This window comes from Mycobacterium sp. 48b (genome assembly GCF_048282725.1).
In the GTDB taxonomy this organism is placed as follows: domain Bacteria; phylum Actinomycetota; class Actinomycetes; order Mycobacteriales; family Mycobacteriaceae; genus Mycobacterium.
On record NZ_JBLVUL010000001.1, the window covers coordinates 488,491 to 511,309 of the forward strand.

20 protein-coding genes and 2 tRNA genes are annotated in these 22,819 nt (G+C 65.2%); 11 read left to right on the forward strand and 11 right to left on the reverse strand.

Going from position 1 to position 22,819, the window contains the following annotated elements:
* Positions 1–142: 142 nt before the first annotated feature.
* The 10 genes from ACNQR1_RS02260 to dnaA form a co-directional block, all read right to left on the reverse strand.
* Positions 143–215: transfer RNA gene (locus ACNQR1_RS02260), tRNA-Ala, on the reverse strand.
* Positions 216–363: 148 nt separating this feature from the next.
* Positions 364–437: transfer RNA gene (locus ACNQR1_RS02265), tRNA-Ile, on the reverse strand.
* Between the two features lie 56 nt (positions 438–493).
* On the reverse strand, positions 494–1,384 hold the full coding sequence (locus ACNQR1_RS02270; protein ID WP_418043764.1) for a DUF3566 domain-containing protein: 891 nt from the start codon (positions 1,382–1,384) through the stop codon (positions 494–496).
* A 52-nt stretch (positions 1,385–1,436) separates the two neighbouring features.
* Positions 1,437–3,941 (reverse strand): DNA gyrase subunit A, encoded by a 2,505-nt coding sequence (gyrA, locus tag ACNQR1_RS02275; protein ID WP_418043765.1) that lies wholly within the window; start codon positions 3,939–3,941, stop codon positions 1,437–1,439.
* Positions 3,942–4,026: 85 nt separating this feature from the next.
* Positions 4,027–6,054, reverse strand: coding sequence for a DNA topoisomerase (ATP-hydrolyzing) subunit B (gene gyrB / locus ACNQR1_RS02280; protein WP_418043766.1), 2,028 nt, complete (start codon positions 6,052–6,054; stop codon positions 4,027–4,029).
* 210 nt (positions 6,055–6,264) lie between these two features.
* Positions 6,265–6,843 (reverse strand): DUF721 family protein, encoded by a 579-nt coding sequence (locus ACNQR1_RS02285; RefSeq protein WP_418043767.1) that lies wholly within the window; start codon positions 6,841–6,843, stop codon positions 6,265–6,267.
* The gene (gene recF / locus ACNQR1_RS02290; RefSeq protein ID WP_418043768.1) at positions 6,840–7,994 is read right to left on the reverse strand and encodes a DNA replication/repair protein RecF; all 1,155 of its coding nucleotides are present in this window, start codon (positions 7,992–7,994) and stop codon (positions 6,840–6,842) included. Before recF ends, ACNQR1_RS02285 begins: the two co-directional genes overlap by 4 nt.
* A gap of 11 nt (positions 7,995–8,005) precedes the next feature.
* Positions 8,006–8,899, reverse strand: coding sequence for a phosphogluconate dehydrogenase (NAD(+)-dependent, decarboxylating) (gnd, locus tag ACNQR1_RS02295; RefSeq protein WP_044514326.1), 894 nt, complete (start codon positions 8,897–8,899; stop codon positions 8,006–8,008).
* Between the two features lie 25 nt (positions 8,900–8,924).
* The gene (gene dnaN, locus ACNQR1_RS02300) at positions 8,925–10,118 is read right to left on the reverse strand and encodes a DNA polymerase III subunit beta (RefSeq protein ID WP_418043769.1); all 1,194 of its coding nucleotides are present in this window, start codon (positions 10,116–10,118) and stop codon (positions 8,925–8,927) included.
* Positions 10,119–10,741: 623 nt separating this feature from the next.
* Positions 10,742–12,274: a chromosomal replication initiator protein DnaA gene (gene dnaA / locus ACNQR1_RS02305; RefSeq protein ID WP_418043770.1), complete on the reverse strand. Its 1,533-nt coding sequence runs from the start codon at positions 12,272–12,274 to the stop codon at positions 10,742–10,744.
* Positions 12,275–12,788: 514 nt separating this feature from the next.
* On the opposite strand from dnaA, the gene rpmH reads away from it, so the two are divergent.
* The 11 genes from rpmH (at position 12,789) to ACNQR1_RS02360 (ending at position 21,407) form a co-directional block, all read left to right on the forward strand.
* The gene (gene rpmH / locus ACNQR1_RS02310) at positions 12,789–12,932 is read left to right on the forward strand and encodes a 50S ribosomal protein L34 (protein WP_003898363.1); all 144 of its coding nucleotides are present in this window, start codon (positions 12,789–12,791) and stop codon (positions 12,930–12,932) included.
* Positions 12,933–12,953: 21 nt separating this feature from the next.
* On the forward strand, positions 12,954–13,310 hold the full coding sequence (gene rnpA, locus ACNQR1_RS02315; protein WP_418043771.1) for a ribonuclease P protein component: 357 nt from the start codon (positions 12,954–12,956) through the stop codon (positions 13,308–13,310).
* Positions 13,307–13,660 carry a membrane protein insertion efficiency factor YidD gene (gene yidD / locus ACNQR1_RS02320; protein WP_418043772.1) on the forward strand — a complete coding sequence of 118 codons (354 nt, stop codon included), beginning with the start codon at positions 13,307–13,309 and terminating at the stop codon, positions 13,658–13,660. The genes rnpA and yidD overlap by 4 nt, the downstream gene beginning before the upstream one ends.
* 43 nt (positions 13,661–13,703) lie before the next feature.
* Complete coding sequence (yidC, locus tag ACNQR1_RS02325; RefSeq protein ID WP_418050244.1) at positions 13,704–14,732, forward strand: membrane protein insertase YidC; 1,029 nt, start codon at positions 13,704–13,706, stop codon at positions 14,730–14,732.
* Between the two features lie 39 nt (positions 14,733–14,771).
* The gene (locus ACNQR1_RS02330) at positions 14,772–15,314 is read left to right on the forward strand and encodes a protein jag (RefSeq protein WP_055119208.1); all 543 of its coding nucleotides are present in this window, start codon (positions 14,772–14,774) and stop codon (positions 15,312–15,314) included.
* 58 nt (positions 15,315–15,372) lie between these two features.
* Entirely contained in the window at positions 15,373–16,089 is a 717-nt protein-coding gene (gene rsmG, locus ACNQR1_RS02335) for a 16S rRNA (guanine(527)-N(7))-methyltransferase RsmG (protein WP_418043773.1), read from the forward strand.
* Between the two features lie 128 nt (positions 16,090–16,217).
* Positions 16,218–17,084 (forward strand): ParA family protein, encoded by an 867-nt coding sequence (locus tag ACNQR1_RS02340; RefSeq protein WP_418043774.1) that lies wholly within the window; start codon positions 16,218–16,220, stop codon positions 17,082–17,084.
* Between the two features lie 55 nt (positions 17,085–17,139).
* A complete protein-coding gene (locus tag ACNQR1_RS02345) occupies positions 17,140–18,183 on the forward strand; it encodes a ParB/RepB/Spo0J family partition protein (protein WP_418043775.1) in 1,044 nt (347 codons plus the stop codon).
* Between the two features lie 222 nt (positions 18,184–18,405).
* The gene (locus ACNQR1_RS02350) at positions 18,406–19,212 is read left to right on the forward strand and encodes an acetyltransferase (protein WP_418043776.1); all 807 of its coding nucleotides are present in this window, start codon (positions 18,406–18,408) and stop codon (positions 19,210–19,212) included.
* 200 nt (positions 19,213–19,412) lie between these two features.
* On the forward strand, positions 19,413–19,994 hold the full coding sequence (locus ACNQR1_RS02355) for a TetR/AcrR family transcriptional regulator (RefSeq protein WP_418043777.1): 582 nt from the start codon (positions 19,413–19,415) through the stop codon (positions 19,992–19,994).
* 27 nt (positions 19,995–20,021) lie between these two features.
* The gene (locus ACNQR1_RS02360) at positions 20,022–21,407 is read left to right on the forward strand and encodes a family 1 glycosylhydrolase (protein WP_418043778.1); all 1,386 of its coding nucleotides are present in this window, start codon (positions 20,022–20,024) and stop codon (positions 21,405–21,407) included.
* Between the two features lie 129 nt (positions 21,408–21,536).
* On the opposite strand, the gene ACNQR1_RS02365 is transcribed toward ACNQR1_RS02360, so the two are convergent.
* Complete coding sequence (locus tag ACNQR1_RS02365) at positions 21,537–22,727, reverse strand: peptidoglycan-binding protein (RefSeq protein ID WP_418043779.1); 1,191 nt, start codon at positions 22,725–22,727, stop codon at positions 21,537–21,539.
* Positions 22,728–22,819: the final 92 nt, after the last annotated feature.

The following is a 22,819-nucleotide window of genomic DNA, read 5'->3' on the forward strand; positions in this document are numbered from 1 at the left end:
GGCCAGCCGTCGTCACTGTTCGGAATTACTTGTCGGACAATGTGATCGGTCGATAGCTGCCGTCAGCCGGCCGCGCGGGGGTGACAAACGAAAAAGCGGCCCCGGCATCTGGACCGGAACCGCTCATGACTGTCTTGATTTGTGGAGCCTAGGAGATTCGAACTCCTGACATCTGCCTTGCAAAGGCAGCGCTCTACCAACTGAGCTAAGGCCCCTCATTTGGCCGCGGGTTCTCCGCGTGGTGCCAAACCTCTTCACCGTGTCGTGATCGCCAGATGATCACCGCGACGGCTGCGACGCCGGCCAGAAGCAGATACCGCATGGGCGCAACCTCTCGGTGATCACCGGTTACACCGGGTGTCGTGGGCCTAGGAGGACTCGAACCTCCGACCTCTTCGTTATCAGCGAAGCGCTCTAACCGCCTGAGCTATAGGCCCGAAAATTGGGATCGACCGAGCGCAGAGATTACCGCACCGAGGCGCAGACTCCCAAATCAATCCCTGTCGGCCAGCGTGACCTCGACCCCGCCGACCAGATCGGTGGTCAGGTTGTAGATGAAGGCGCCGATGGTCGCCATCGCACACAGCACCACGATGTTCACCAGGCCGACGAGCGCCGCCCCGCCGAAGATCGTTCCGCTGGACACCAATTCGCCTCCTGAGGCGCCGCTGGCGCTGGTCAGAAGGTCGCCGACGTTGCTGTTGAGCTTGCTCCACACGCCCATCGCGCCGAGCACGAGGTAGAGGAACGCCACCGCGATCATCCACACGAAGAACAGCACCACCGACAGCACCAGTGAGACCTTCAGCACAGTCCACGGGTCGACCCGGCGGATCTGCATGCTCGCCCGGACCGGCCCCTGATGTGCAGCACGGTTGCCGACCTGAATCCGGGTGGTCGGGGAGTTGCTCGAAGACCTCGCAGCCGGGGTCTCGGCGGACGCCTTGCGCGGCGCCGGACGCGGCGCCGGCCCGGACAGGTCCGGGATCTCACTCGCGTAGGCCTCGGGCCGCGCCGGCTCGCTGCGCCCGGCTGGGGGCGCCGGACGTGCGGGACGCGCCTGCTGCTCGGTCTCCTGGTTCTCCGTACCGGCGACGAAGCGCTGCAGCCGGGCTTCCACACCAGGGGAGTGGGAGCCTGGCGTGCGGGCACTGTCGTCGCGCGACTCGGTGGCCGGCGGCGGGGTGGTCATCCCTGTCCCGCGCTGCCACGGCGGCACCTCACCGGTTTCGGTGATCTGACCGCCTGCGGGCCGGGCCTGGCCCCCGCCCGCCTTGCTCGTGGACGAGGCGCTCTCGGCCCCGGCGGTCCCGTTGCCCGAGCCGTTGGAGCTGCCGGGCCGGTCGCCCGCTCGCGGGTACCCCGGCTCGCTCGGTGAACTCACCTAACAGCTCCTTAGCTCGGGCCGGGGTCCGCGGCGAACCCCGGCGACAGCGTCACGCCTCGTCGGACTCTTCGCCATCCGGATCCGAGTCCTCTTCGGCGTTGCGCGCAACCGCAATCAGTGTGTCGCCGTCGCCCAGGTTCATCAAGCGGACACCCTTGGTCTGGCGGCCGGCCTTGCGAACCTGACGTGCGGCGGTCCGGATGACGCCGCCACCGGAGGTGATGGCGTACAGCTCCGTCTCGTCATCGACGATCAACGCTCCGACCAGACTGCCACGTTTGCGGTCGTACTGGATCGTCAGGATGCCCTTGCCGCCGCGGCCCTGAACCGAGTATTCCTCGATCGCAGTCCGCTTGGCGTAGCCACCGGCGGTCGCGACCAGCAGATATGTGTCCGGTTGCACCACATTCAGGGACAACAGCCGGTCATCCTCGTTGAACCGCATGCCCTGCACACCCGAGGTGGCCCGGCCCATCGGCCGCAGCGCCTCATCGGTCGCCGAGAAACGGATCGACTGACCGTTGGCGCTGACCAGCAGGAGGTCGTCGTCGGCCGAGCACAGCACCGCACCGACCAGTTCGTCACCGTCACGCAAGTTGATCGCGACGATGCCGCCGGAACGGTTCGAGTCGAAGTCGACCAGCCTGGACTTCTTCACCAGCCCGTTGCGGGTGGCGAGCACCAGATACGGCGCGTCCTCGTAGCTCTTGATCTGGATGACCTGGGCGATCCGCTCCTCCGGCTGGAACGCCAGCAGGTTCGCGACGTGCTGACCGCGCGCGGTGCGTGAGGTCTCCGGCAGCTCATAGGCCTTGGCCCGGTAGACGCGGCCCTGCGTGGTGAAGAACAGGATCCAGTCGTGGGTCGAGCAGACGAAGAAGTGGTTGACGATGTCGTCCTGCTTGAGCCCGGCGCCCTGCACACCCTTGCCGCCGCGCTTCTGGCTGCGGTAGAGGTCGGTCTTGGTGCGCTTGGCATACCCGGTTTCGGTGATCGTGACGACCACATCCTCGCGGGCGATCAGGTCTTCGTCGCTGACCTCGCCGTCGGCCGGCATGATGCGGGTCCGGCGGTCGTCACCGTGCTTCTCGACGATCTCGGCCAGCTCGTCGCGGACGATCGCGCGCTGCCGTTCCGGCTTGGCCAGAATGTCCTCGAGGTCGGCGATCTCGGCTTCGATCTTGGCCAGATCGTCGACGATCTTCTGCCGTTCCAGGGCAGCCAACCGGCGCAGCTGCATGTCCAGGATGGCCTGGGCCTGGATCTCGTCGATGTCGAGCAGCTCGATCAGGCCGGCCCGCGCGATCTCGACGGTCTGCGACGCCCGGATCAGCGCGATCACCTCGTCGAGTGCGTCGAGGGCCTTGACCAGTCCGCGCAGGATGTGGGCCCGCTCGTTCGCCTTGCGCAGCCGGTACCGGGTGCGCCGGACGATGACGTCGAGTTGGTGTGCGACGTAATACCGGATCATCTGGTCCAGGCGCAGTGTGCGTGGCACCCCGTCGACGATCGACAGCATGTTGGCGCCGAAACTGGTCTGCAGCTGGGTGTGCTTGTAGAGGTTGTTCAGCACGACCTTCGCGACGGCATCGCGCTTGAGCTCCACCACGATTCGCAAACCGACGCGGTCGCTGGACTGGTCCTCGATGTTGGAGATGCCGGCCAGCTTGCCGTCGCGCACCTGCTCGGCGATCGAGGTGATGAAGTTGTCGTGGTTGACCTGGTAGGGCAGCTCGGTGATGACGATGCCGGTGCGGCCACGGCTGTCCTCTTCGATTTCCACCACACCGCGCATCCGGATGGAGCCGCGGCCGGTGGTGTAAGCGTCCTGGATGCCCTGGGATCCGACGATCAAGCCCGAGGTGGGGAAGTCCGGACCCTTGACCCGCTCACACACCGCCGCGAGGGTGGCTTCTTCGTCGGCCTCGTGGTTCTCCAGGCACCAGTACACCGCCTCGGCCAACTCCCGCAGGTTGTGCGGCGGGATGTTGGTGGCCATGCCGACGGCGATACCGCCCGAACCGTTGGCCAGCAGGTTGGGGAACCGGCTGGGCAGCACCGTGGGTTCCTGCACCCGGCCGTCGTAGTTGGGGATGAATTCGACTGTCTCCTCGTCGATTTCCCGCAACATCTCCATGGCCAACGGCGTCAGCCGGGCCTCGGTGTAACGCATGGCGGCGGCGGGATCGTTACCCGGCGAGCCGAAGTTGCCCTGGCCGTCGACCAATGGGTAACGCAACGACCACGGCTGGGCCATCCGGACCAAGGTGTCGTAGATCGACGAGTCACCGTGTGGGTGATAGTTACCCATCGTCTCGGCCACCGACCGCGCTGATTTCGCATGGCTGCGGTCGGGGCGGAAGCCGGAGTCGTACATCGCGTAGAGCACGCGGCGGTGCACGGGTTTGAGACCGTCGCGGACCTCCGGCAACGCACGGCCCACGATCACGCTCATCGCGTAATCGATGTAGCTGCGCTGCATCTCCTGCTGGATGTCTACCGGTTCGATCCGGTCAGAGGCTCCGTCGCCCGGTGGCAACGTGGTGTCAGTCATGTGTTCCTCGCTCGTTGGCTCGGCGTGATGTGGTCAAAGGCCATCTGGAAGCGGCGTGAATCACGGTGGCGCGCATGTAGTACGCCTAAACGTCCAGGAACCGAACATCTTTGGCGTTACGCGTGATGAAACTGCGCCGTGCTTCGACGTCTTCACCCATCAGGATGGAGAACAGCTCGTCGGCCGCGGCCGCGTCGTCAAGCGTCACCTGACGCAATACCCGCACCGACGGATCCATGGTGGTCTCCCACAGTTCCTTGGCGTCCATCTCTCCGAGACCCTTGTAACGCTGGATACCGTCGTCGACATTGATCCGCTTGCCCGCCGCCTTGCCTGCCTCGAGCAGGCCGTCGCGCTCGCGGTCGGAGTAGGCGAACTCCGGTTCCTGCCGCTGCCACTTGAGCTTGTACAGCGGCGGCTGCGCCAGGAAGATGTGGCCGTGCTCCACCAGCGGTTTCATGAAGCGGAACAGCAGGGTCAACAACAGGGTCGAGATGTGCTGGCCGTCGACGTCGGCGTCGGCCATCAACACGATCTTGTGATAGCGCAGCTTGCTGATGTCGAACTCATCGTGGATACCGGTGCCCAGCGCGGTGATGATGGCCTGGACTTCGGTGTTCTTCAGAACCCGGTCGATGCGGGCCTTCTCGACGTTGATGATCTTGCCGCGCAGCGGCAGGATGGCCTGGAACATCGAGTCCCGGCCACTCTTGGCCGAGCCACCGGCCGAATCACCCTCCACCACATAGAGTTCGGACTTGGTCGGATCGGTCGAGCGGCAGTCCGCGAGCTTGCCCGGCAGGCCACCGATGTCGGTCGCGCTCTTGCGCCGGACCAGTTCACGGGCCTTACGTGCGGCGATACGCGCCTGTGCCGACGAAACCGCTTTGTTCACAACAGTTTTCGCCTCGGCGGGATTCGCCTCGAACCAGTGGGTCAACTGCTCGTTGCAGATCTTCTGGACGAACGACTTGACCTCTGTGTTTCCCAGCTTGGTCTTGGTCTGGCCCTCGAACTGCGGCTGGGCCACCTTGACCGAGATCACCGCTGCCAAGCCCTCGCGAATATCGTCGCCGGTGAGGTTCGGATCCTTGTCCTTGAGCAGCTTCTTGTCCTTGGCGTACTTGTTCACCACGGTGGTCAGCGCAGAGCGGAAACCTTCTTCGTGGGTGCCGCCCTCGTGGGTGTTGATGGTGTTCGCGAAGGTGTGCACCGACTCGGAGTAGCCGGCGTTCCACTGCATCGCGATCTCGACCTCGTGGCCGGTGCCCTTACCGTCGAAATCGATGACGCTGGGCTGGATCGCGGTCTTGGTGCGGTTGATGTGCTTGACGAAATCGACCAGACCACCGGGGTAGTGGAAGGTCCGGTGCTTGACCTTGTGGGGTGCGGCCGCCTCGGCCGCCGTCTCCTCCGCGGTTTTCGGTGCGGCGGCGGTGTCGGCGACCACCTCGTCGACGACCTCGGCCTGGGTGACCCGCTCATCGGTGAGCTCGATGGTCAGGCCCTTGTTGAGGAAGGCCATCTCCTGCAGGCGCCGGGCGATGGTCTCGAAGTCGTACACCGTGGTCTCGAAGACATTCGGGTCGGCCCAGAACCGGATGGTGGTACCGGTCTTCGTTGTCTTGTCACCCTGCTTGAGGGTTCCCGGCACCGAGTTGTCGTAGGTCTGGAACCACTCATAACCGTCTTTGTAGATGTCGGCCTCGAGCCGGGTCGACAACGCGTTGACCACGGAAACGCCGACGCCGTGCAGGCCGCCGGACACCTGATAGGCGCCTTCCTCGAACTTGCCGCCGGCGTGCAGGACCGTCATCACGACGTCGACGGTCGGGATGCCCGTGGCATGCATGGCCACCGGGATACCTCGGCCGTCGTCGGTGACCTGGACCCCGCCGTCCTCGAGAATGCGGACATCGACCTTGGTGGCGAAGCCGGCCATGGCTTCGTCCACCGCATTGTCGACGACCTCCCACACCAGGTGGTGCAGACCCCGCTCACCGGTGGAACCGATGTACATGCCCGGACGTTTACGAACTGCCTCCAAGCCTTCGAGCACCTTGATCGAATCGGCGCCGTACTCGGTTGGAGCATTCTTCTTCTGGGCAGCCACGTCGGACGCGTCTCCTTGGGGTTCGCGGGAGGCGGTTGCGTCACCGCCCTGCAGATCTCGCCACAGTCTACCGGTCGACACCTACAGGGCTGACTCTGTAGCGGCGTTTTCACCTATCTAACTGCGCCGTGCGCGGAATTTCTCGGCCATTGGTGCCTCCGGACGCTTGAGGAGATCCATTTTGGGCGTCTCGGCGTTCTCAGCGCAGTCCTAGCCGTAGGTGTCGCGGGGCCCGCGGCCCGCCACGTGGTACCGGCCCTTCCGCCACGACGGACCGACCGGGCCCACGATCTTCAACGAGGTCACCACACCGTCACCGACCGCGGCGGCGATCTTGGCCAGCAGCTGGGACTGCACCATCCGCAGCTGGGTGGCCCACGCGGTGGATTCCGCCGAGACCGTCAACACGCCCTCGTTCAGGCCGGTCGGGTTGGCATGGTCGGCGATCTGGTCGCCGACCACTGTCCGCCAACGGCCGAACACCGATCCCTCCGCCACCCTCGAGGACCAGCCGCGCACCTTGGCGAGATCCTGGGTCGCGGCCCCGAGCGGCTGGGGATCCCGGACATCGGGCCCAGGGCCCGACCAACTCCGGCGCCGGCCGGCATTGCCCGCCACGCGTCGGACCGGGGCGCTACGGCCGCGGCCGACATCCTTGCCCTGGCTGCGGGCCGCGCCTCGAGCCTCCTCGAGGGTGCGGCGCACCAGATCCATCCCGCGCATGCGCGTGAGATCTTCGGGCGTCACGGCCGGGGTCGGGTCGGAGGATTCTCCGGGATTGTTCGTCATGGCTGCACCACCGATATCCGTCCCTGGTCGTCGTCGGTCATCCTGATCTCGACGCGGTTGACCGCCCAGTCCTGCGGGATATCCTCGCCGACCGCCGCGGTGACCAGAACCTGTTCGGCCTCACCGGCCACGGCAGCCAGTGCCTGCCTCCTCGATGTGTCCAGCTCGGCGAAGACGTCGTCCAGCAGCAGCACCGGGTCGACGCCGTCCGACCGCAGCAACTCGTAGGCACCCAACCGCAGAGCCAACGCCATCGACCACGATTCACCATGACTGGCAAAACCTTTGGCGGGTTGATCGCCCAGCCACAGCTCGAGATCGTCGCGATGCGGACCCACCAGGCAGACCCCGCGATCCAACTCCGCGTCGCGCCGCCGGGCCAGTCCGTCCAACAGAGCCGCCTCGTAGAACTCCACGGATTCCGGGCCGGGAGCGTTCTCGATGGCCTCCACGCTGCTGCGATACCGGATGGCCGCGGGCCGGCTCGACGGCGCCAACAACTGGTAGGCCTTCTGTACCTCCGGATGCAGCTGCTCGACCAGCGCAATGCGCGCCGCGATCAGCGCCGCGCCGTGGGCAGCCAGGTGCCCGTCCCACACATCGAGGGTGTCCAGAACGCTGCGATCACCCCGATAACGTGCTCCGGCAGCGGTTTTCAGCAACGCGGTGCGCTGGCGCACGACCTTGTCATAGTCGGCGCGGACCCCGGCGATGGCGGGCCGGCGGGTGGTGGCCAACTCATCGAGGTAGCGTCGCCGCTCGCCGGGATCGCCCCGGACCAACGCCAGGTCCTCCGGGCTGAACAACACCGCCCGCAGGACTCCGAGGATTTCGCGCGGCGAACGTACCGGCGACCGGTTCAGCCTCGCCTTGTTGGCCCGGCCACTGGTGATCTCGAGGTCGACCGCGAGTTCGCGTCCTTCGTTGACCACGATGCTCGAGACGATCGCGCGCGACGCGCCCGCCCGGATCAGAGGTGCGTCCGAAGCCACCCGGTGAGACCCCAGCGTGGCGCAATACCACAGCGCCTCAACGAGATTCGTCTTGCCGAAGCCGTTCGATCCGACGAATACCGTGCGCCCGGGCTCGAGCTCGAGCTCGACATGTGCCCAGGACCGGTAGTCGGTCAGTCCCAGGTGACGGACATACATCGGAAGGGCGCCTAACCGGACTCACTGATCCGGTGCACAGCGTGCCCACCGAACTGGTTGCGCAGGGCCGACACCGCTTTCATGGTGGGGGAGTCCTCTTGCCTCGAGGCGAACCGGGCGAACAGCGACGCCGCGATCACCGGCATCGGAACCCGGTGGCTGATCGCCTCCTCGACGGTCCAGCGGCCTTCACCGGAATCCTCGGTGTACCCGCTGATCGCGGAGAAACCCGGATCCTCCTTGAGTGCCTTGGCCAGCAGCTGCTGCAGCCACGACCGCACCACCGTGCCGTTGGTCCAGGCCTGGATCACCGCCTGCGGGTCGGTGATCAGTTCCTCGGCCGCCAGCAGTTCATACCCCTCTGCATAGGCGTGCATCAGGCCGTATTCGATGCCGTTGTGCACCATCTTGGCGTAGTGACCCGCGCCCACCGGGCCGGCGTGGACGAATCCGTCGGCCACGTCACCCTCGGGACGCAACGTGTCGAAGATCGGCATGGCTCGAGCCACGTCGGCGTCACTGCCACCGACCATCAGCCCGTAACCCTCGTGCAGACCCCAGACACCGCCTGATACCCCGGCATCGATGAAATTGATTCCCTTGTCGCCCAACAACTTTGCGTGCGGACCGTCTTCGGTGTAGCGGGAGTTCCCACCGTCGATGACCAGATCACCGGGACCCAGCACGTCGGCGAGCTCGCCGATGGTCTCGTGCGTCACCGTTCCGGACGGCACCATCACCCAGACGACCCGCGGCGCCTCGAGCGCCCCGGCAAGATCCTCCAGGCTCGCCACGTCACTCACCTCGGGCCGAGGGTCGTAACCCACAACCTCATGGCCCCCGGTGCGCAGGCGCTCGCGCATGTTGAAGCCCATCTTGCCCAGGCCGACTAACCCCAGTTGCATGTGCGCCCTCTCTAGCCCGGGCCGGTCAGCCGGGAAGGCGTACCGGCATCAACAGATAGACGTAATCGGTCTTGGCGGCCGGGAACGGACCCGAACCACCACCGGTACCACCATCCTCGTCGGTCGGCCGCAACACGGCGGGACGACTCGGCGTGGTGAAACCGAAAGTAACGCGCTCGGAATGCAGCGAACTCAAACCATCGGTCAGGTAGGTCGGGTTGAACGCGATGGTCAGCGGGTCCCCGGCGAACTCGACCGGAAGATCTTCCTCGGCCCGGCCGACGTCGTCGGCGCCTGCCGACAACCGCAGCACGTCGTCACCGAATTCCATGCGGATCTGGGCACCCCGGTCGGCCACCAGCGCCACACGCTTGATGGCTTCGGTGAGCTCGGCGACCCCGATGGTGGCCACTGCAGTGTGCTCGGCAGGCAGCAGCTGACGGAACTTCGGGAACTCGGCGTCGAGCAGGCGGGTGGTGCTGCGCTTGCCGTTACTGCGAATCCCGAGCAGGCCGTCCTTGCCGACCGACGCGCCGGAGCCCAGCGACAGATGCACCTGATTGCCGTCGGTGCCCGCCTTGGCCGCCTCGGCCAGCGTCTTCGCCGGCACCAGCACCGCCGCTTCGACGTCGGTGGCGCTGGTTTCCCAGGTCAGCTCACGAACGGCGAGACGGAAACGGTCGGTCGCCGCCAAAACCACTGATTCACCGGAGATCTCGACCCGGATGCCGGTCAGCATGGGCAGGGTGTCATCGCGGCCCGCCGCGACGGCGACCTGGCCGATGGCCTCCGCGAACAGATCCGAGGACACCACGCCGGTCTCTTCCGGCAGGGTCGGCAGCGCGGGGTAGTCCTCGACCGCCAGGGTCGGCAGCGAGAACCGGGCGCTGCCACAGGTCAGCGCGACCCGGGTGCCCTCGACGCTGAGTTCGACCGGCTTGGCGGGCAGCGCCTTGGTGATGTCGGACAGCAACCGTCCCGACACCAAAACGCTTCCCGGAGAAGCGATTTCGGCACTGACACGCACCTCGGCGGAAACTTCGTAGTCGAAGCCCGAGATGGTCAGGCCGTCATCGGTGCCGGTCAGCAGGACGCCGGCCAGCACCGGGATGGTGGGCCGGGTCGGCAGATTGCGGGCCACCCAGGCCACCGCGTCCGCGAAGTCCTCACGCACCACGCGGAACTTCAAGTCGGTCAGCCCAGCCGTCGTCGTCGCCACGTGCTATGCGCCCCTTCGATGATCCCCATAACGAGCTCTACCAGCGTCTTCCCGAAACCGCACCACACAGCATGACGCTGAATGACAAAGCTGGAAACCGCTGTCGATGAACCACCGTAGAGCTTTCCGCATCAACTTGAAAGCTAATCGATCGGGGTGACATCCCTGCTCCTCGAGCCCGGTCGGACGGGAGGTCCGCCCGGTGTCCCCAACACCCTTCTTCTAGAAAGAATTCTTAGAAGATATTTGAGTAACAGTATTAGGGCCTGTGAAAACTGGGGATGAACGGGTGTTTGCCCTGCACCTTAGGTGTGTCGCAATGTGAGTGCGCTGTGGAGACCGGTGGACGGACCGGCCGCCGAGTGTGGACAAATGACATCGTGTGGATGATTTTGTCATTCATCCCGTGGTTTGCCCGCAGGTTGTGCACAGCAGTATCCACAGCGGTCACCTGTGACATCTGATGACTCGCGGGGCGAAAGTTGTTACAAGATTTTTCGCCGAACGGGTCCAGGGTGACCACGATGTGAGACGGCGGATACCCCATCACGGCAGCATCAAACCCCCGTCCGAAGTCATCTCGACGGGGCGGCGGGGGATTCAGCGCGGGGTTTCGGAGTGGTTCAGCGCTTGGCGCGCTGACGGATCCGTGTGGTGAGTTCCTTCACGTGGTCGAAAACCTCACGTCGCTCGGCCATCTCGCCGCGGATCTTCTTCTCCGCGTACATGACCGTGGTGTGATCACGACCGAATGCCTGGCCGATCTTGGGCAGGGACAGATCGGTGAGCTCCCGGCACAGATACATGGCGATCTGCCGGGACTGAGCCAGCGCCCGGGTCTTGCCGGGACCGCGCAGCTCCTCGACGGTGGTCTCGAAGTACTCGGCCGTGGCCGCCATGATCGCGGCCGTACTGATCTGCATGGTCGTGGCGTCGGCGATGAGATCGCGCAACACGACCTCGGCCAGCGACTTGTCGATCCGGGTCTTGTTCAGCGAGGCGAAGGCGGTGACACGGATCAGCGCACCTTCGAGCTCGCGGATGTTGCGTTCGATGCTGCTGGCGATGAGCTCGAGCACGTCGTCGGGCACGTCCAGACGATCCATCTGCGCCTTCTTACGCAGGATCGCGATGCGCGTCTCGAGTTCGGGCGGCTGGACATCGGTGATCAGTCCCCACTCGAAGCGAGTGCGCAGCCGGTCCTCGAGGGTGGCCAGCTGCTTGGGCGGCCGGTCCGAGGAGATGACGATCTGCTTGTTGGCGTTGTGCAGGGTGTTGAAGGTGTGGAAGAACTCTTCCTGGATACCTTCCTTGCCCTCGATGAACTGGATGTCGTCGACGAGCAGGATGTCGATGTCGCGGTAACTGCGCTTGAACGACGCCTTGCGGTCGTCGCGGAGCGAGTTGATGAAGTCGTTGGTGAATTCCTCTGTGGAGACGTACTTCACGCGCATGCCGGGGAAGAGACGCTGCGCATAGTTTCCGGCCGCGTGCAGCAGATGCGTCTTGCCGAGGCCGGATTCACCCCAGATGAACAACGGGTTGTAGGCCCGGGCGGGCGCCTCGGCGATGGCGAGGGTCGCGGCGTGGGCGAAGCGGTTGGACGCACCGATGACGAAGGTGTCGAAGGTGTAGCGCCGGTTGAGATTGACCGCGTTGTCGTCACTGACCGTCGAGTCCCGCTGCGGGCTGCTGAAGTAGGTCGGCCAACTCTCCTCGGCACTGACCTTGGCGGCGCGGTCGTCGTCGATCTCGTCGGTGTCGGCGGCCGGCTCGGCCGAAGAGGTGTCCGATGCCGGCTCGGCACCGGAGTCCGGCGCGTCGGCGGGGGAGTCGGCGGGTTCCTCGGACGGAGTGGCGATACGCACACCGAGTTCCACGCGCTGCCCCAGTTTGCGACTGAGCGCGTTGATGATGGGCTCGCGGAGGTGGCGTTCGATCTCGTTCTGGACGAACGTGGTGGGAACCGAGAGCAGAGCAAACCCCTCGGCGATCACGAGTGGCTCCACCAGCTTGAGCCAGGCCCTTTGCTGGGGGGTCAGTTGGGGTGCGGCTGAATCACCCGCGGGACCGGACTCGGCATCGCGGTCACCGTTGAGTTCGGCTACGACGCTGTTCCAGACGGCGACGAATGGTGGGTCGGGGTCCGCTGTCAACGACCGTTTCCCCCTTTGAGGTGCATCGAGGTCGACCCGGTGACGACCAAAAAGAACGATGACGAACTGTCCACATATTTATCCACAGCTTGTGGAGAAAGGACAGTCGTCGTCGCTCTGTTGTCTGTTGTGAGAGCGTCGGGGCCGGGTTCGTCACATCTTGTGAAGCTGCACCGCGGAGCGACGTCCTCATTTTATTGTCCGGAGCCGGTCCAGGCTCGGAACGGCATTGCCAGAAGCTAACAGTTTTCTCTCGATGTGCCAACAGTTCTGCAACATCGAATGCCGACGATCTGGGCGGTTCGGCGCAGGTTTGACCGAGGGAAATCTCATCAGTACCCTCGAGCAGTCGCCCGCACGTGGCGATACGGCTGCGCCCGGGAAGTTCCGGAGAACGCGCCGGTTAGTAAAGCACGACGGACGAGCTTAAACCGAGCTTGCACGGTAACCGTGTTCTCGACGACATTTTGTCGTCGGCGAGCGCGGGTGCCAAATGGAACAAGGAGAGATTGACGTGGCCAAGGGCAAGCGGACCTTCCAGCCCAACAACCGCCGCCGTGCGCGCGTGCATGGGTTCCGGCTGCGGATGCGCACTCGCGCCGGCCGCGCAATCGTCGCCAACCGTCGTAGCAAGGGCCGTCGCGCACTTACTGCGTGATTCGACGCAGGATCTAGCGCGGTGCTTCCGGCTCGATACCGGATGAGGCGGTCCGCGGAGTTCAGTGCCACCGTCAGTCGTGGCGTGCGTGCGGTCCAACCTGACGTTGTCGTACACGCGCTACACGAGGGGACGGACGCTACCGGCCCGCGGGTCGGTCTCATCGTGTCCAAAGCCGTCGGTAACGCCGTGGAACGCCACCGCGTGTCCCGGCGGCTGCGTCATGTCGCCAGGACAGTGATACCGCAATTGGATGCCACCGATCGGGTGGTGATCCGGGCTCGGGCGGGCAGCAGTGAAGCGCCGTCGTCGAAGCTGGAGCAGCAGTTGCAGCGCGCGCTGGAGCGCCTCGAGGCGCGGCGCAGGACGTCCCCATGATCCGCAGGGCGGGTGCCGGTGCTGCCCGCGGTGCGATCTTCCTGATTCAGCTCTACCGTCACACCATCTCTCCGCTTCGACTGCCGTCGTGCCGGTTCATGCCGACCTGCAGTCAGTACGCGGTCGACGCCCTCACCGAATACGGCATGTTCCGCGGTGGGTGGCTGACATTGATCCGACTGCTGAAATGCGGGCCATGGCATCCAGGGGGATGGGACCCCATCCCGGACCGGTGCCCACACGATCACGAGTCCTTCACGTCCGATGAGACCGTGTCTGGCGATATAGCCGCCGAAAACCTTGTCTGGGAGACCCCAGCGAAGCGAGGGGAGAGCAAGTCGCGTGTTTAATTGGTTCAGCCTGGACATCATCTATTACCCGGTGTCGGCGATCATGTGGGTTTGGTACAAGGCGTTCGCCTTCCTGCTCGGCCCCGAGAACTTCTTCGCCTGGGCGCTGTCGGTGATGTTCCTGGTGTTCACCCTGCGCGCGATCCTCTACAAGCCCTTCGTCAAGCAGATCCGCACCACGCGGCAGATGCAGGAACTGCAGCCACAGATCAAGGCGCTGCAGAAGAAGTACGGCAAGGACCGCCAGCGGATGGCGCTGGAGATGCAGAAGCTGCAGCGCGAGCACGGGTTCAACCCGATCCTCGGCTGTCTGCCGATGCTGGCGCAGGTGCCGGTGTTCCTCGGCCTGTACCACGTGCTGATGTCCTTCAACCGGACGCAGACCGGCATCGGCCGGCTGGGGTTGTCGGTGGAGGAGAACCGCAGCCTGGCCAACTACGTCTTCAGCGCGACCGACGTGGGTCACTTCCTCGACGCGAACCTGTTCGGTGCTCCGCTCGGCGCGACGATGATCCAGCAGCACGGGCTCGAGGCGTTCACGGAATTCAACCGGATCGCCGTGGTCGCGGTCGGCGTGCCGATCATGATCCTGGCCGGCATCGCGACGCACTTCAACAGCCGTGCCTCGGTGGCGCGCCAGAGTGTGGAGGCTGCCTCCAACCCGCAGACCGCGATGATGAACAAGCTCGCGCTCTACGTGTTCCCGCTCGGCGTGGTCGTCGGTGGACCGTTCCTGCCACTGGCCGTGATCATCTACTGGCTGTCCAACAACATCTGGACCTACGGTCAGCAGCACTACGTGTTCGGGATGATCGAGAAGGAAGAAGAGGCCAAGAAGGCCGAGGCGCTGGAACGCCGCTCTGCGAATGCCCCCGCCCCGGGCGCGAAGCCCAACAAGGCCCGTAAGAGCGACGCTGCGAGCCCGGCCGGGACCGGTGAGGCGGCAGGCGCGCAACCGGACGCGGATACGACGCAGGGCGAGGCTCAGAGCGATACGGCAGGTGGATCGGGAGGGCCGAGCGTGAGCCGCACGCCCAAGCCCGGTGCACGCCCCAAGAAGCGGAAACGGTGACCAGTTCTCACACTGGCTACAAGTAGGGAGAAGACCGATATGACGGACGCACAGACGACCGAGCCCGGCGCAGAGCTGGAGGAGGACACCCAGTCCGCGCCGAAGAGCGAGGACGACCTGGAGGAGCGACTGGTCGCGGAAGGCGAGATCGCCGGCGACTACCTCGAGGAGCTGCTCGACCTGCTGGACTTCGACGGCGACATCGACCTCGATGTCGAGGGGGACCGCGCGGTCGTGAGCATCGACGGCGGCGGCGATCTGAGCAAGCTGGTCGGGCGCAAGGGAGAGGTGCTCGACGCACTCCAGGAGCTGACCCGGCTGGCCGTGCACCAGAAGACCGGTGAGCGCAGCCGGCTGATGCTGGACATCGCGCGGTGGCGTCGCCGTCGCCGCGATGAGCTCGCGGCATTGGGCGACAAGGTGGCCCGGCGTGTGCTGGAGTCGGGTGAGCGTGAAGAGCTGGCTCCGATGACGCCGTTCGAGCGGAAGATCGTTCATGACGCGGTGGCCGCGGTCGATGGTGTCCGCAGTGAGAGCGAGGGCGTGGAGCCGTCGCGACGCGTCGTCGTTCTGCTTGGCTGAGTCTTAGTTACAAAGGTGTAGTTCGTTTGCGGCGACGGTGCCGTAGGGAGTGCGGAGGATGTTTCACGTGAAACATGGACCGGTCCCCGCGGCACCGGACGCCGCGGCGGAGGTCTTCGGAGAGCGTCTGGAGACCGCCGAACGGTACGCGGCGATTCTGGCCGGTGCCGGTGTCGAGTGGGGTCTGATCGGTCCGCGGGAAGTGGACCGGCTCTGGGATCGACACATTCTCAACAGCTCCGCTCTCGGTGAGCTCCTGGCTCCCGATGAGCGCGTCGCCGATATCGGCAGCGGGGCCGGCCTCCCTGGAATTCCCTTGGCCCTGGCGCGCCCCGATGTGCATGTCATGTTGATCGAGCCGCTGCTACGCCGCAGTGAATTCCTGCGCGAGGCGGTCGATGAATTGGGTCTCGACGTGACGGTGGTCCGCGGCCGGGCCGAAGACTCCGAGGTTCGCAAATCAGTTGGCGAACTGGATGTGGTGACCTCGCGAGCGGTCGCCTCGTTGGACAAGTTGACGCGCTGGAGCATGCCGCTGCTTCGCGTCGACGGAAGGATGCTCGCCCTCAAAGGCGAGCGCGCCGAAGCTGAGATCGAAGAGCATCGGCGTGTGATGGCTTCCCTGGGTGCAGTCGATGCCAGGGTGGTGAAATGTGGCGTGAACTATTTGAACCCGCCCGTAACCGTCGTCGCCGTGCGACGCGTGGCGGTGAGGCCGGCCAGCCGGTCAACGGGCAGAGCCTCCGGGTCGCGGGGGAGATCGGGCAGGAGATGAGGATGGGTTCTGATCGGCAGGCAACCGCTGGCGCGGATGCTACGCCCGCCGTTTCACGTGAAACGGTTTCACGTGAAACATGGAAGAACAACAACAATGGCGGCACCGCGTGGTCCACGGACGCCAGCATGGACACCCCGATCGCGGCAGAGGCGGAGCAGGCGACGCGCGTGCTCCACACCTCGCACGGACAGCTTCCTCGGCCGTCGCGCCAGCGGGTGTTCACGATCGCGAATCAGAAGGGCGGCGTCGGCAAGACGACCACGGCGGTCAACGTCGCCGCGGCCCTCGCGCTCCAGGGATTGCGGACGTTGGTGATCGATCTCGATCCGCAGGGCAATGCCAGCACGGCGCTCGGCATCGAACATCGACCCGGGACCCCGTCCTCGTACGAGGTCCTCATCGGAGACATCCCTGTGGAGGAAGCGCTCCAGCAGAGCCCCCACAGCGACCGGCTCTTCTGCATTCCCGCGACGATCGATCTGGCCGGCGCCGAGATCGAGTTGGTCAGCATGGTTGCGCGCGAGGGGAGGCTGCGGGCGGCACTGGCGGCGCTGGCGAACCACAACTTCGACTACGTGTTCATCGACTGCCCGCCGTCCCTTGGCTTGTTGACCATCAACGCTCTGGTGGCTGCACCCGAGGTGCTGATCCCGATCCAGTGCGAGTACTACGCGCTGGAAGGTGTGGGGCAGCTGCTGCGCAACATCGAGATGGTGAAGGCGCATCTGAACCCGGAACTGTCGGTGTCCACCGTGATACTGACGATGTACGACGGGCGGACCAAGCTGGCGGATCAGGTCGCCGACGACGTGCGCGAGCACTTCGGCGACAAGGTGTTGCGCACGGTCATCCCGCGCAGCGTGAAGGTGTCGGAAGCTCCCGGGTACGGCATGACGATCCTCGACTACGATCCGGGTTCCCGTGGAGCGCTGAGTTACCTCGACGCGAGCCGCGAGATCGCAGAGCGCGGGGCACCGCCCCGCGGGCAGTAGACGCTAGTAACCGAGCAGACAGACAGCGGACGGCAGCAATGAGCAGGAGACGACCATGAATCAGCCGGTACGGAAGCGGAGTGGCCTCGGCAGGGGACTGGCAGCCCTCATTCCGACCGGTCCTGCCGAGGACGGCACCGACGCCCTGAGCCCCAGGATCGGTGCGACCGCAGCCGATGTTCTGCTCGGCGGCCCACCGGCCGGCGCGGGGGATTCCGGGACATCGACGTCGGCCCCGACGTCCGCGGTGCCCGATGGAGATGACCCGGTCCTGACCGGCGATGTCGGTGCGACCTACCGCGAGATCGACCCCAGCCTGATTCAGCCGAATCCGCGTCAGCCCCGCCAGGTGTTCGATGAAGAGGCACTGAACGAACTGGTGCACTCCATCCGCGAGTTCGGACTGATGCAGCCGATCGTCGTCCGCGCGGTCGAGGAGAACGGTCAATCCCACTATCAGCTGGTGATGGGGGAACGGCGCTGGCGGGCCGCACAGCAGGCCGGCCTTGAGACCATCCCGGCGATCGTCCGCGAGACCGGCGACGACAACATGCTGCGCGACGCGCTGTTGGAGAACATCCACCGGGTCCAGCTCAACCCGCTGGAGGAGGCGGCCGCCTACCAACAGCTGCTCGACGAATTCGAAGTCACCCACGATGAACTCGCCGCGCGCATAGGTCGCTCACGCCCGCTGATCTCCAACATGATCCGTCTGCTGCGCCTGCCGATCGCCGTGCAGCGCCGTGTCGCAGCCGGCGTGCTCTCCGCGGGCCACGCGCGGGCACTGCTTGCCCTGGAAGGGGGAGCGGAGAAACAGGAGGAGCTCGCCGCTCGGATCGTGGCCGAGGGGATGTCGGTGCGGGCGACCGAGGAGGCCGTGACACTGGCCAACCGAGACGGCAACACCGCACCGCCGGCGCCGCGGCGCAAGCCGATTCAGATGCCAGGACTGCAGGACGTTGCTGAGCGGCTCTCGTCGGCCTTCGATACCCGCGTCACGGTCAGTCTCGGTAAACGAAAAGGCAAGATCGTGGTCGAGTTCGGGTCGGTCGACGACCTTCAGCGGATTGTCGACATCATGAGCGCCGAAGAGCACTGAGAGCCCACGACCAACGACACCAGGTTGTTCCGTCACTGTGACACATCAGTGATCAGCGTATGCAGTTGCGATCGCCACATAGCGCAAAGCGTTTGTGCGGCATAGCATTTCACTTCGGAGGCGGAACTCGATGAGATTTGCGGGGCGCAGTGAGCCGGCTCCGGCGGACTCTCCTATCCTTGAGGGGCAGCCACGCACACAGTGTGAAAGCCAGGGACCTCAGTGACAGCACGAATCACGCCGCTTCGGCTCGAGGGCTTCGAGCAGCTGCCCAAGCATGCGCGGCGCTGTGTGTTCTGGGAAGTCGATCCGTCCACAGTCGGCGATGACCACCTGACAGATCCCGAGTTCGAAAAAGAAGCGTGGCTCTCGATGGTCATGCTCGAGTGGGGATCGTGTGGTCAGCTGGCGGTCACTGCCCGTCCGGACGCGGTTGCGGACCTCGGGCCGGACACCGGCGACATGGCAGGCGAGGTCGCGTCGGACGAGCCTTGCCTGGGCTTCGCGTTCTATGCGCCCCCGGGTGCGGTGCCTCGGGCCCGGCTTTTTCCCACCGCCCCGGTGAGTGCCGATGCGATCCTGCTGACGGCGGTCGGTGTGGAATGTGCCGACGACACCGAGCGGTTGTCGCAGAGTCTGCTCGCCGCGGTGGTGAACGACCTGGTGCGCCGAGGCGTCCGCGCTTTGGAGGCGTTCGGTTACACGTCGGCACTGACCGAGCTCGCGGACTGCGGCCGGATGCCCGCAGAGTTGGCCCCGGTCGTCGAGGTGCTGGGGGACTGTGCCGTCGACCAGTGCATGCTCGGAGCGGACTTCCTCGAGGACGTCGGTTTCACGGTGGTGGCGCCGCATCCATATTTCCCGCGGCTGCGCCTGGAACTCGACAAGGGACTCGGCTGGAAGGCCGAGGTGGAGGCCGCACTCGAGCGGCTGCTGGAGAGTGCCCGGATCGAATTGCCGGTCGGTGCGGGAATGTCCGGTGCCGGGGTCGGGGCGAAAAGCGTTGTCCGGCAGCGTGGTCTGACGTAGGCCGTCAACCGCAGGTCCTGCCGGCCGTCCTGGTACTGGCGAGGCGGATCTCCCGCGTTGGGGTTTCACGTGAACTGGTCCGTGTCCTCACGGAACGAAAACCCGACAGCAGTTCATATCGCGCGTATTCACTCGGGCATCTGGTCATGATCGTGGGCGGGAGGTTGGAAGTCACCACCGTCGAGCTCTAGCCTGTGGTCATGCCAGCTGTGGGGCGGTACGCCAAGGGTGAGGTCAAACGCGCCGAGATCAAGGCGGCCGCACTCGCACTCCTGGAACGCGACGGCGAGGCGGGTGCATCGATGCGGCTGATCGCCAAGGAAGCCGGCATCAGCCTGGCGGGGCTGATGCACTATTTCCCGACACGGGATCTCTTGCTCACCGAGATCCAGCGTGACGGGGACGCGAAATTCGAAGAGTGGTACCGGAATTCAGATGTCGATGTCGACCCGGGGGAGGCGCTCGCGCGGGCCATGGTGGACAAGGCGAGCAAGCCGGGGTCAGGAACGGTCTACCTTTCGTTGGCAGCCGCCGCGGCCGTCGACCCGTCGCATCCGGCCGCGCTGTATCTGCGCGGACGGTACGGACGGATGCGCGATGGGGTGGCTGACTACGTGCGACGCCGGCAGGCCGCGGGGACCGTACCGGAGCATGTTGACGCTGAATTCGTTGCCGCGGCATTGATTTCCGCGGCTGACGGCATCCAGATCCAGTGGATGTCCGATGCGTCCATCGATATGGGTGATCACGTGCGCAGGGTGTGGGAGAGGCTGCTCTCGTAGTAAAACCATGCAGTGTATGGTTTTCGTATGGTGTTGAAGTGGAACCGGGTCCTGTTGGCGTCCGCCATCCTTGCCGCTCTGAGTGTGACCGCGTGTGATGCGCAGCCCTCGGCCACCCAAAAAGCGGCCTGGGACCGCAACTTCTACTGGGGTACTGCCACCGCCGGGTACCAGGTGGAGGGAGATGCGCCCGACAGCAACTGGCGCCGCTACGTCGACCGGACCGCAGGCAAGCCGGTGACGCCCGACTCTGATCCATTGGGGGCGGGTCCGGTCGACCCATACAAACAGGCCGTCGACTTCCGGCACCGTTATCACGAGGACATCGCCAACGCCCATGCCATGGGTGTCAACACTTTTCGTCTCGGCATCGAGTGGGCCCGGGTCATGCCCGAACCGGGCAGATGGGACGAGCGGGAGCTGGCGTACTACGACGACGTGCTGGCGACGCTGCGCAAGAACGGCATGACTCCGATGATCACGCTGATGCACTGGGTATATCCCGGATGGATCGCCGATCGAGGCGGGTTCATGAACAATGTCGGGGCATTCGAGGAGTTCGCCACGGCGATCACCAAACGCTATGCGGGACAAGGTGTCCTATGGGTGAGCATCAACGAACCGCTGGCTTTCGGAGCGATGGAGGTACGCACCGGCGCCATCAAACCGGACCAGTTCGATGCCTTCCTCGATCGCGTGGCCGACGCACACCGTGCTGTCTACCGCGCGGCGCACGCCGCCGACCCGGACGCCAAGGTCACCACCAACGAGGCCTACATTTCGCCGGAAGTGTTGGCGCAGTTCGTCGGTCTCGGCGTCAAGGGCATCGAAGGCTCCTTCTTCGACCGGGTCGAGGACAGCCTCGACTACCTCGGATTCGACTACTACACCGGAACAGCCGAGGACAATCCTGCGTCGGCGCAGAGCATGACGGCGCGATGGAACACCAAACTGCAAGCCGAGGACATCTACCATGTCGCGCGCCACTACTCCCAGCAGTACCCTGGCCTGCCGATCTATGTCGTCGAGAACGGGATGGTGACCGACAACGGTAAACCGCGGTCCGACAGGGTGACTCGGTCGCAGTACCTCGAGGACACCGTGTTCTGGCTGCAGCGTGCGAAGGCCGACGGTATCCCGATCATCGGTTACAACTACTGGTCGCTGGTCGACAACTACGAATGGGGCAGCTACCGGCCACGTTTCGGCCTGTACACCGTGGACGCGCTGGGCGACCCGGGACTCAAGCGCGTACCCACCGACGCGGTGGCGACCTATGCCCAGATCACGCGCGACGGCGGCACCGTCCCGGGTTACCGGCCGGCGCTCCCCGCCGCGCACTGCTCGACGACTGTCGGCAAGGACAGCTGTGAACCACTGGATCCGAACGGGCCGCTCGCCGAGCTGAAGTGAGTCCTGGCGGTCGATGTGATGGGCCGATTCACCAGATGTGTGATGTCACATGACGAAACGGGTCGCGGATGCCTGGATATCCCGCGCTCACGTTGGATTGGCGCTCACGCGCTCAGGCGGGATTGGCGCTCACGCGCCGCGGCTGGCCTGTTCCACCGAAAGTTCATGCGCCAACAACTCGGCGAAAGTGAAAGTTCCTGTCGGCCGGTCGTTCTTGCCGAGCAGGTACAGCCGCTTCACGGCGGCCAGGATGCCCTCGGCGATCGCGTCCCGGGTCTGGGTGGACAGCAGCAGGCCCTGGTCGTGGGGGTTGGTGATGTAGCCGATGTCGACCTGCACGGTGGGCATCCGGGTCAGCCGCAGCAGATCCCAGGTCCGGCCATGGGATCGGCAGTCGCGTAAACCGGTACGGGCCACCACTTCCCGCTGAATGAAGTCGGCAAGGTTGCGGCCGATGGTCGACACCGAGCCGTGCGAATTCCCGAAGTGGAACGAAGCGACCCCATTGGCAGAGGGGGAGCGCTGGCTCTCACACCGCAGGCTGATCATCAGATCGGCACCGACCCGGTTGGCAGTGGCGGCACGTTCGGGGTCCATCGGGCTGCGATTGGCCGGCCGCGAGATGAACGTCTCCATGCCGATCGCGGTCATCCGGCCTTCGAGCCGACTTGCCAAGTCCCACAAGATGTCTGCTTCGCTGATCGGGCCGTCGGGCCCGTGCATGATCATGCCGTGGTCGGCGCCGCCGCGGCCCGGATCGATGATGACGTGCTTACCCGACAGCTGCGGGCCGGAGCGGCGCACCAGCTCCTCTTCCCGGATCGCATGTGGCGACCCGCCGGTCACCCGAGAACCCAGGAAATACAACGAGCGCAACGTTTCCGGACCACAGATACCGTCTGGGTACAGCCCGTACTCACGCTGGTACGAGGACAACGCATTGTGGGTCTGCAGGCCGAAATGTCCGTCGACCATGCCGGTATAGAAACCCAGGTCCTGCAGGCGGGCTTGCAGGGTGGCCACGTCGTCGCCGTACATGGGCGCACCGAACTGGTGGGTCAGCGTGCGTGCACCGAGTCGGTAGGAGGCCTCGCGCAGAGCGCGATACGTGGCCTCCCCGACAATTCCGTCCACCAGCAGGCCACGATGCTGCTGAAATGCCCGGACGGCACTGTCGAGCTCGTCGTCGAAAGCGTCGAGCGCAACATGCCGACCGGTGCTCAGGTCCGCGTCAGGGTTGTCCATCAGACCTAACGCGGCCAACGCTGCCCGGATCTCGGTGACTGCTCCGCCACGGTCACCGCGACGCAGACTCGACATTCGGCCCCTCCATGCTGGTTTCCGGCCGTCTGCCGGACTAGCTAGCCAGCATTGTCTCAGACTTCGGCCACATACCGGAAAACGCCAGGCGT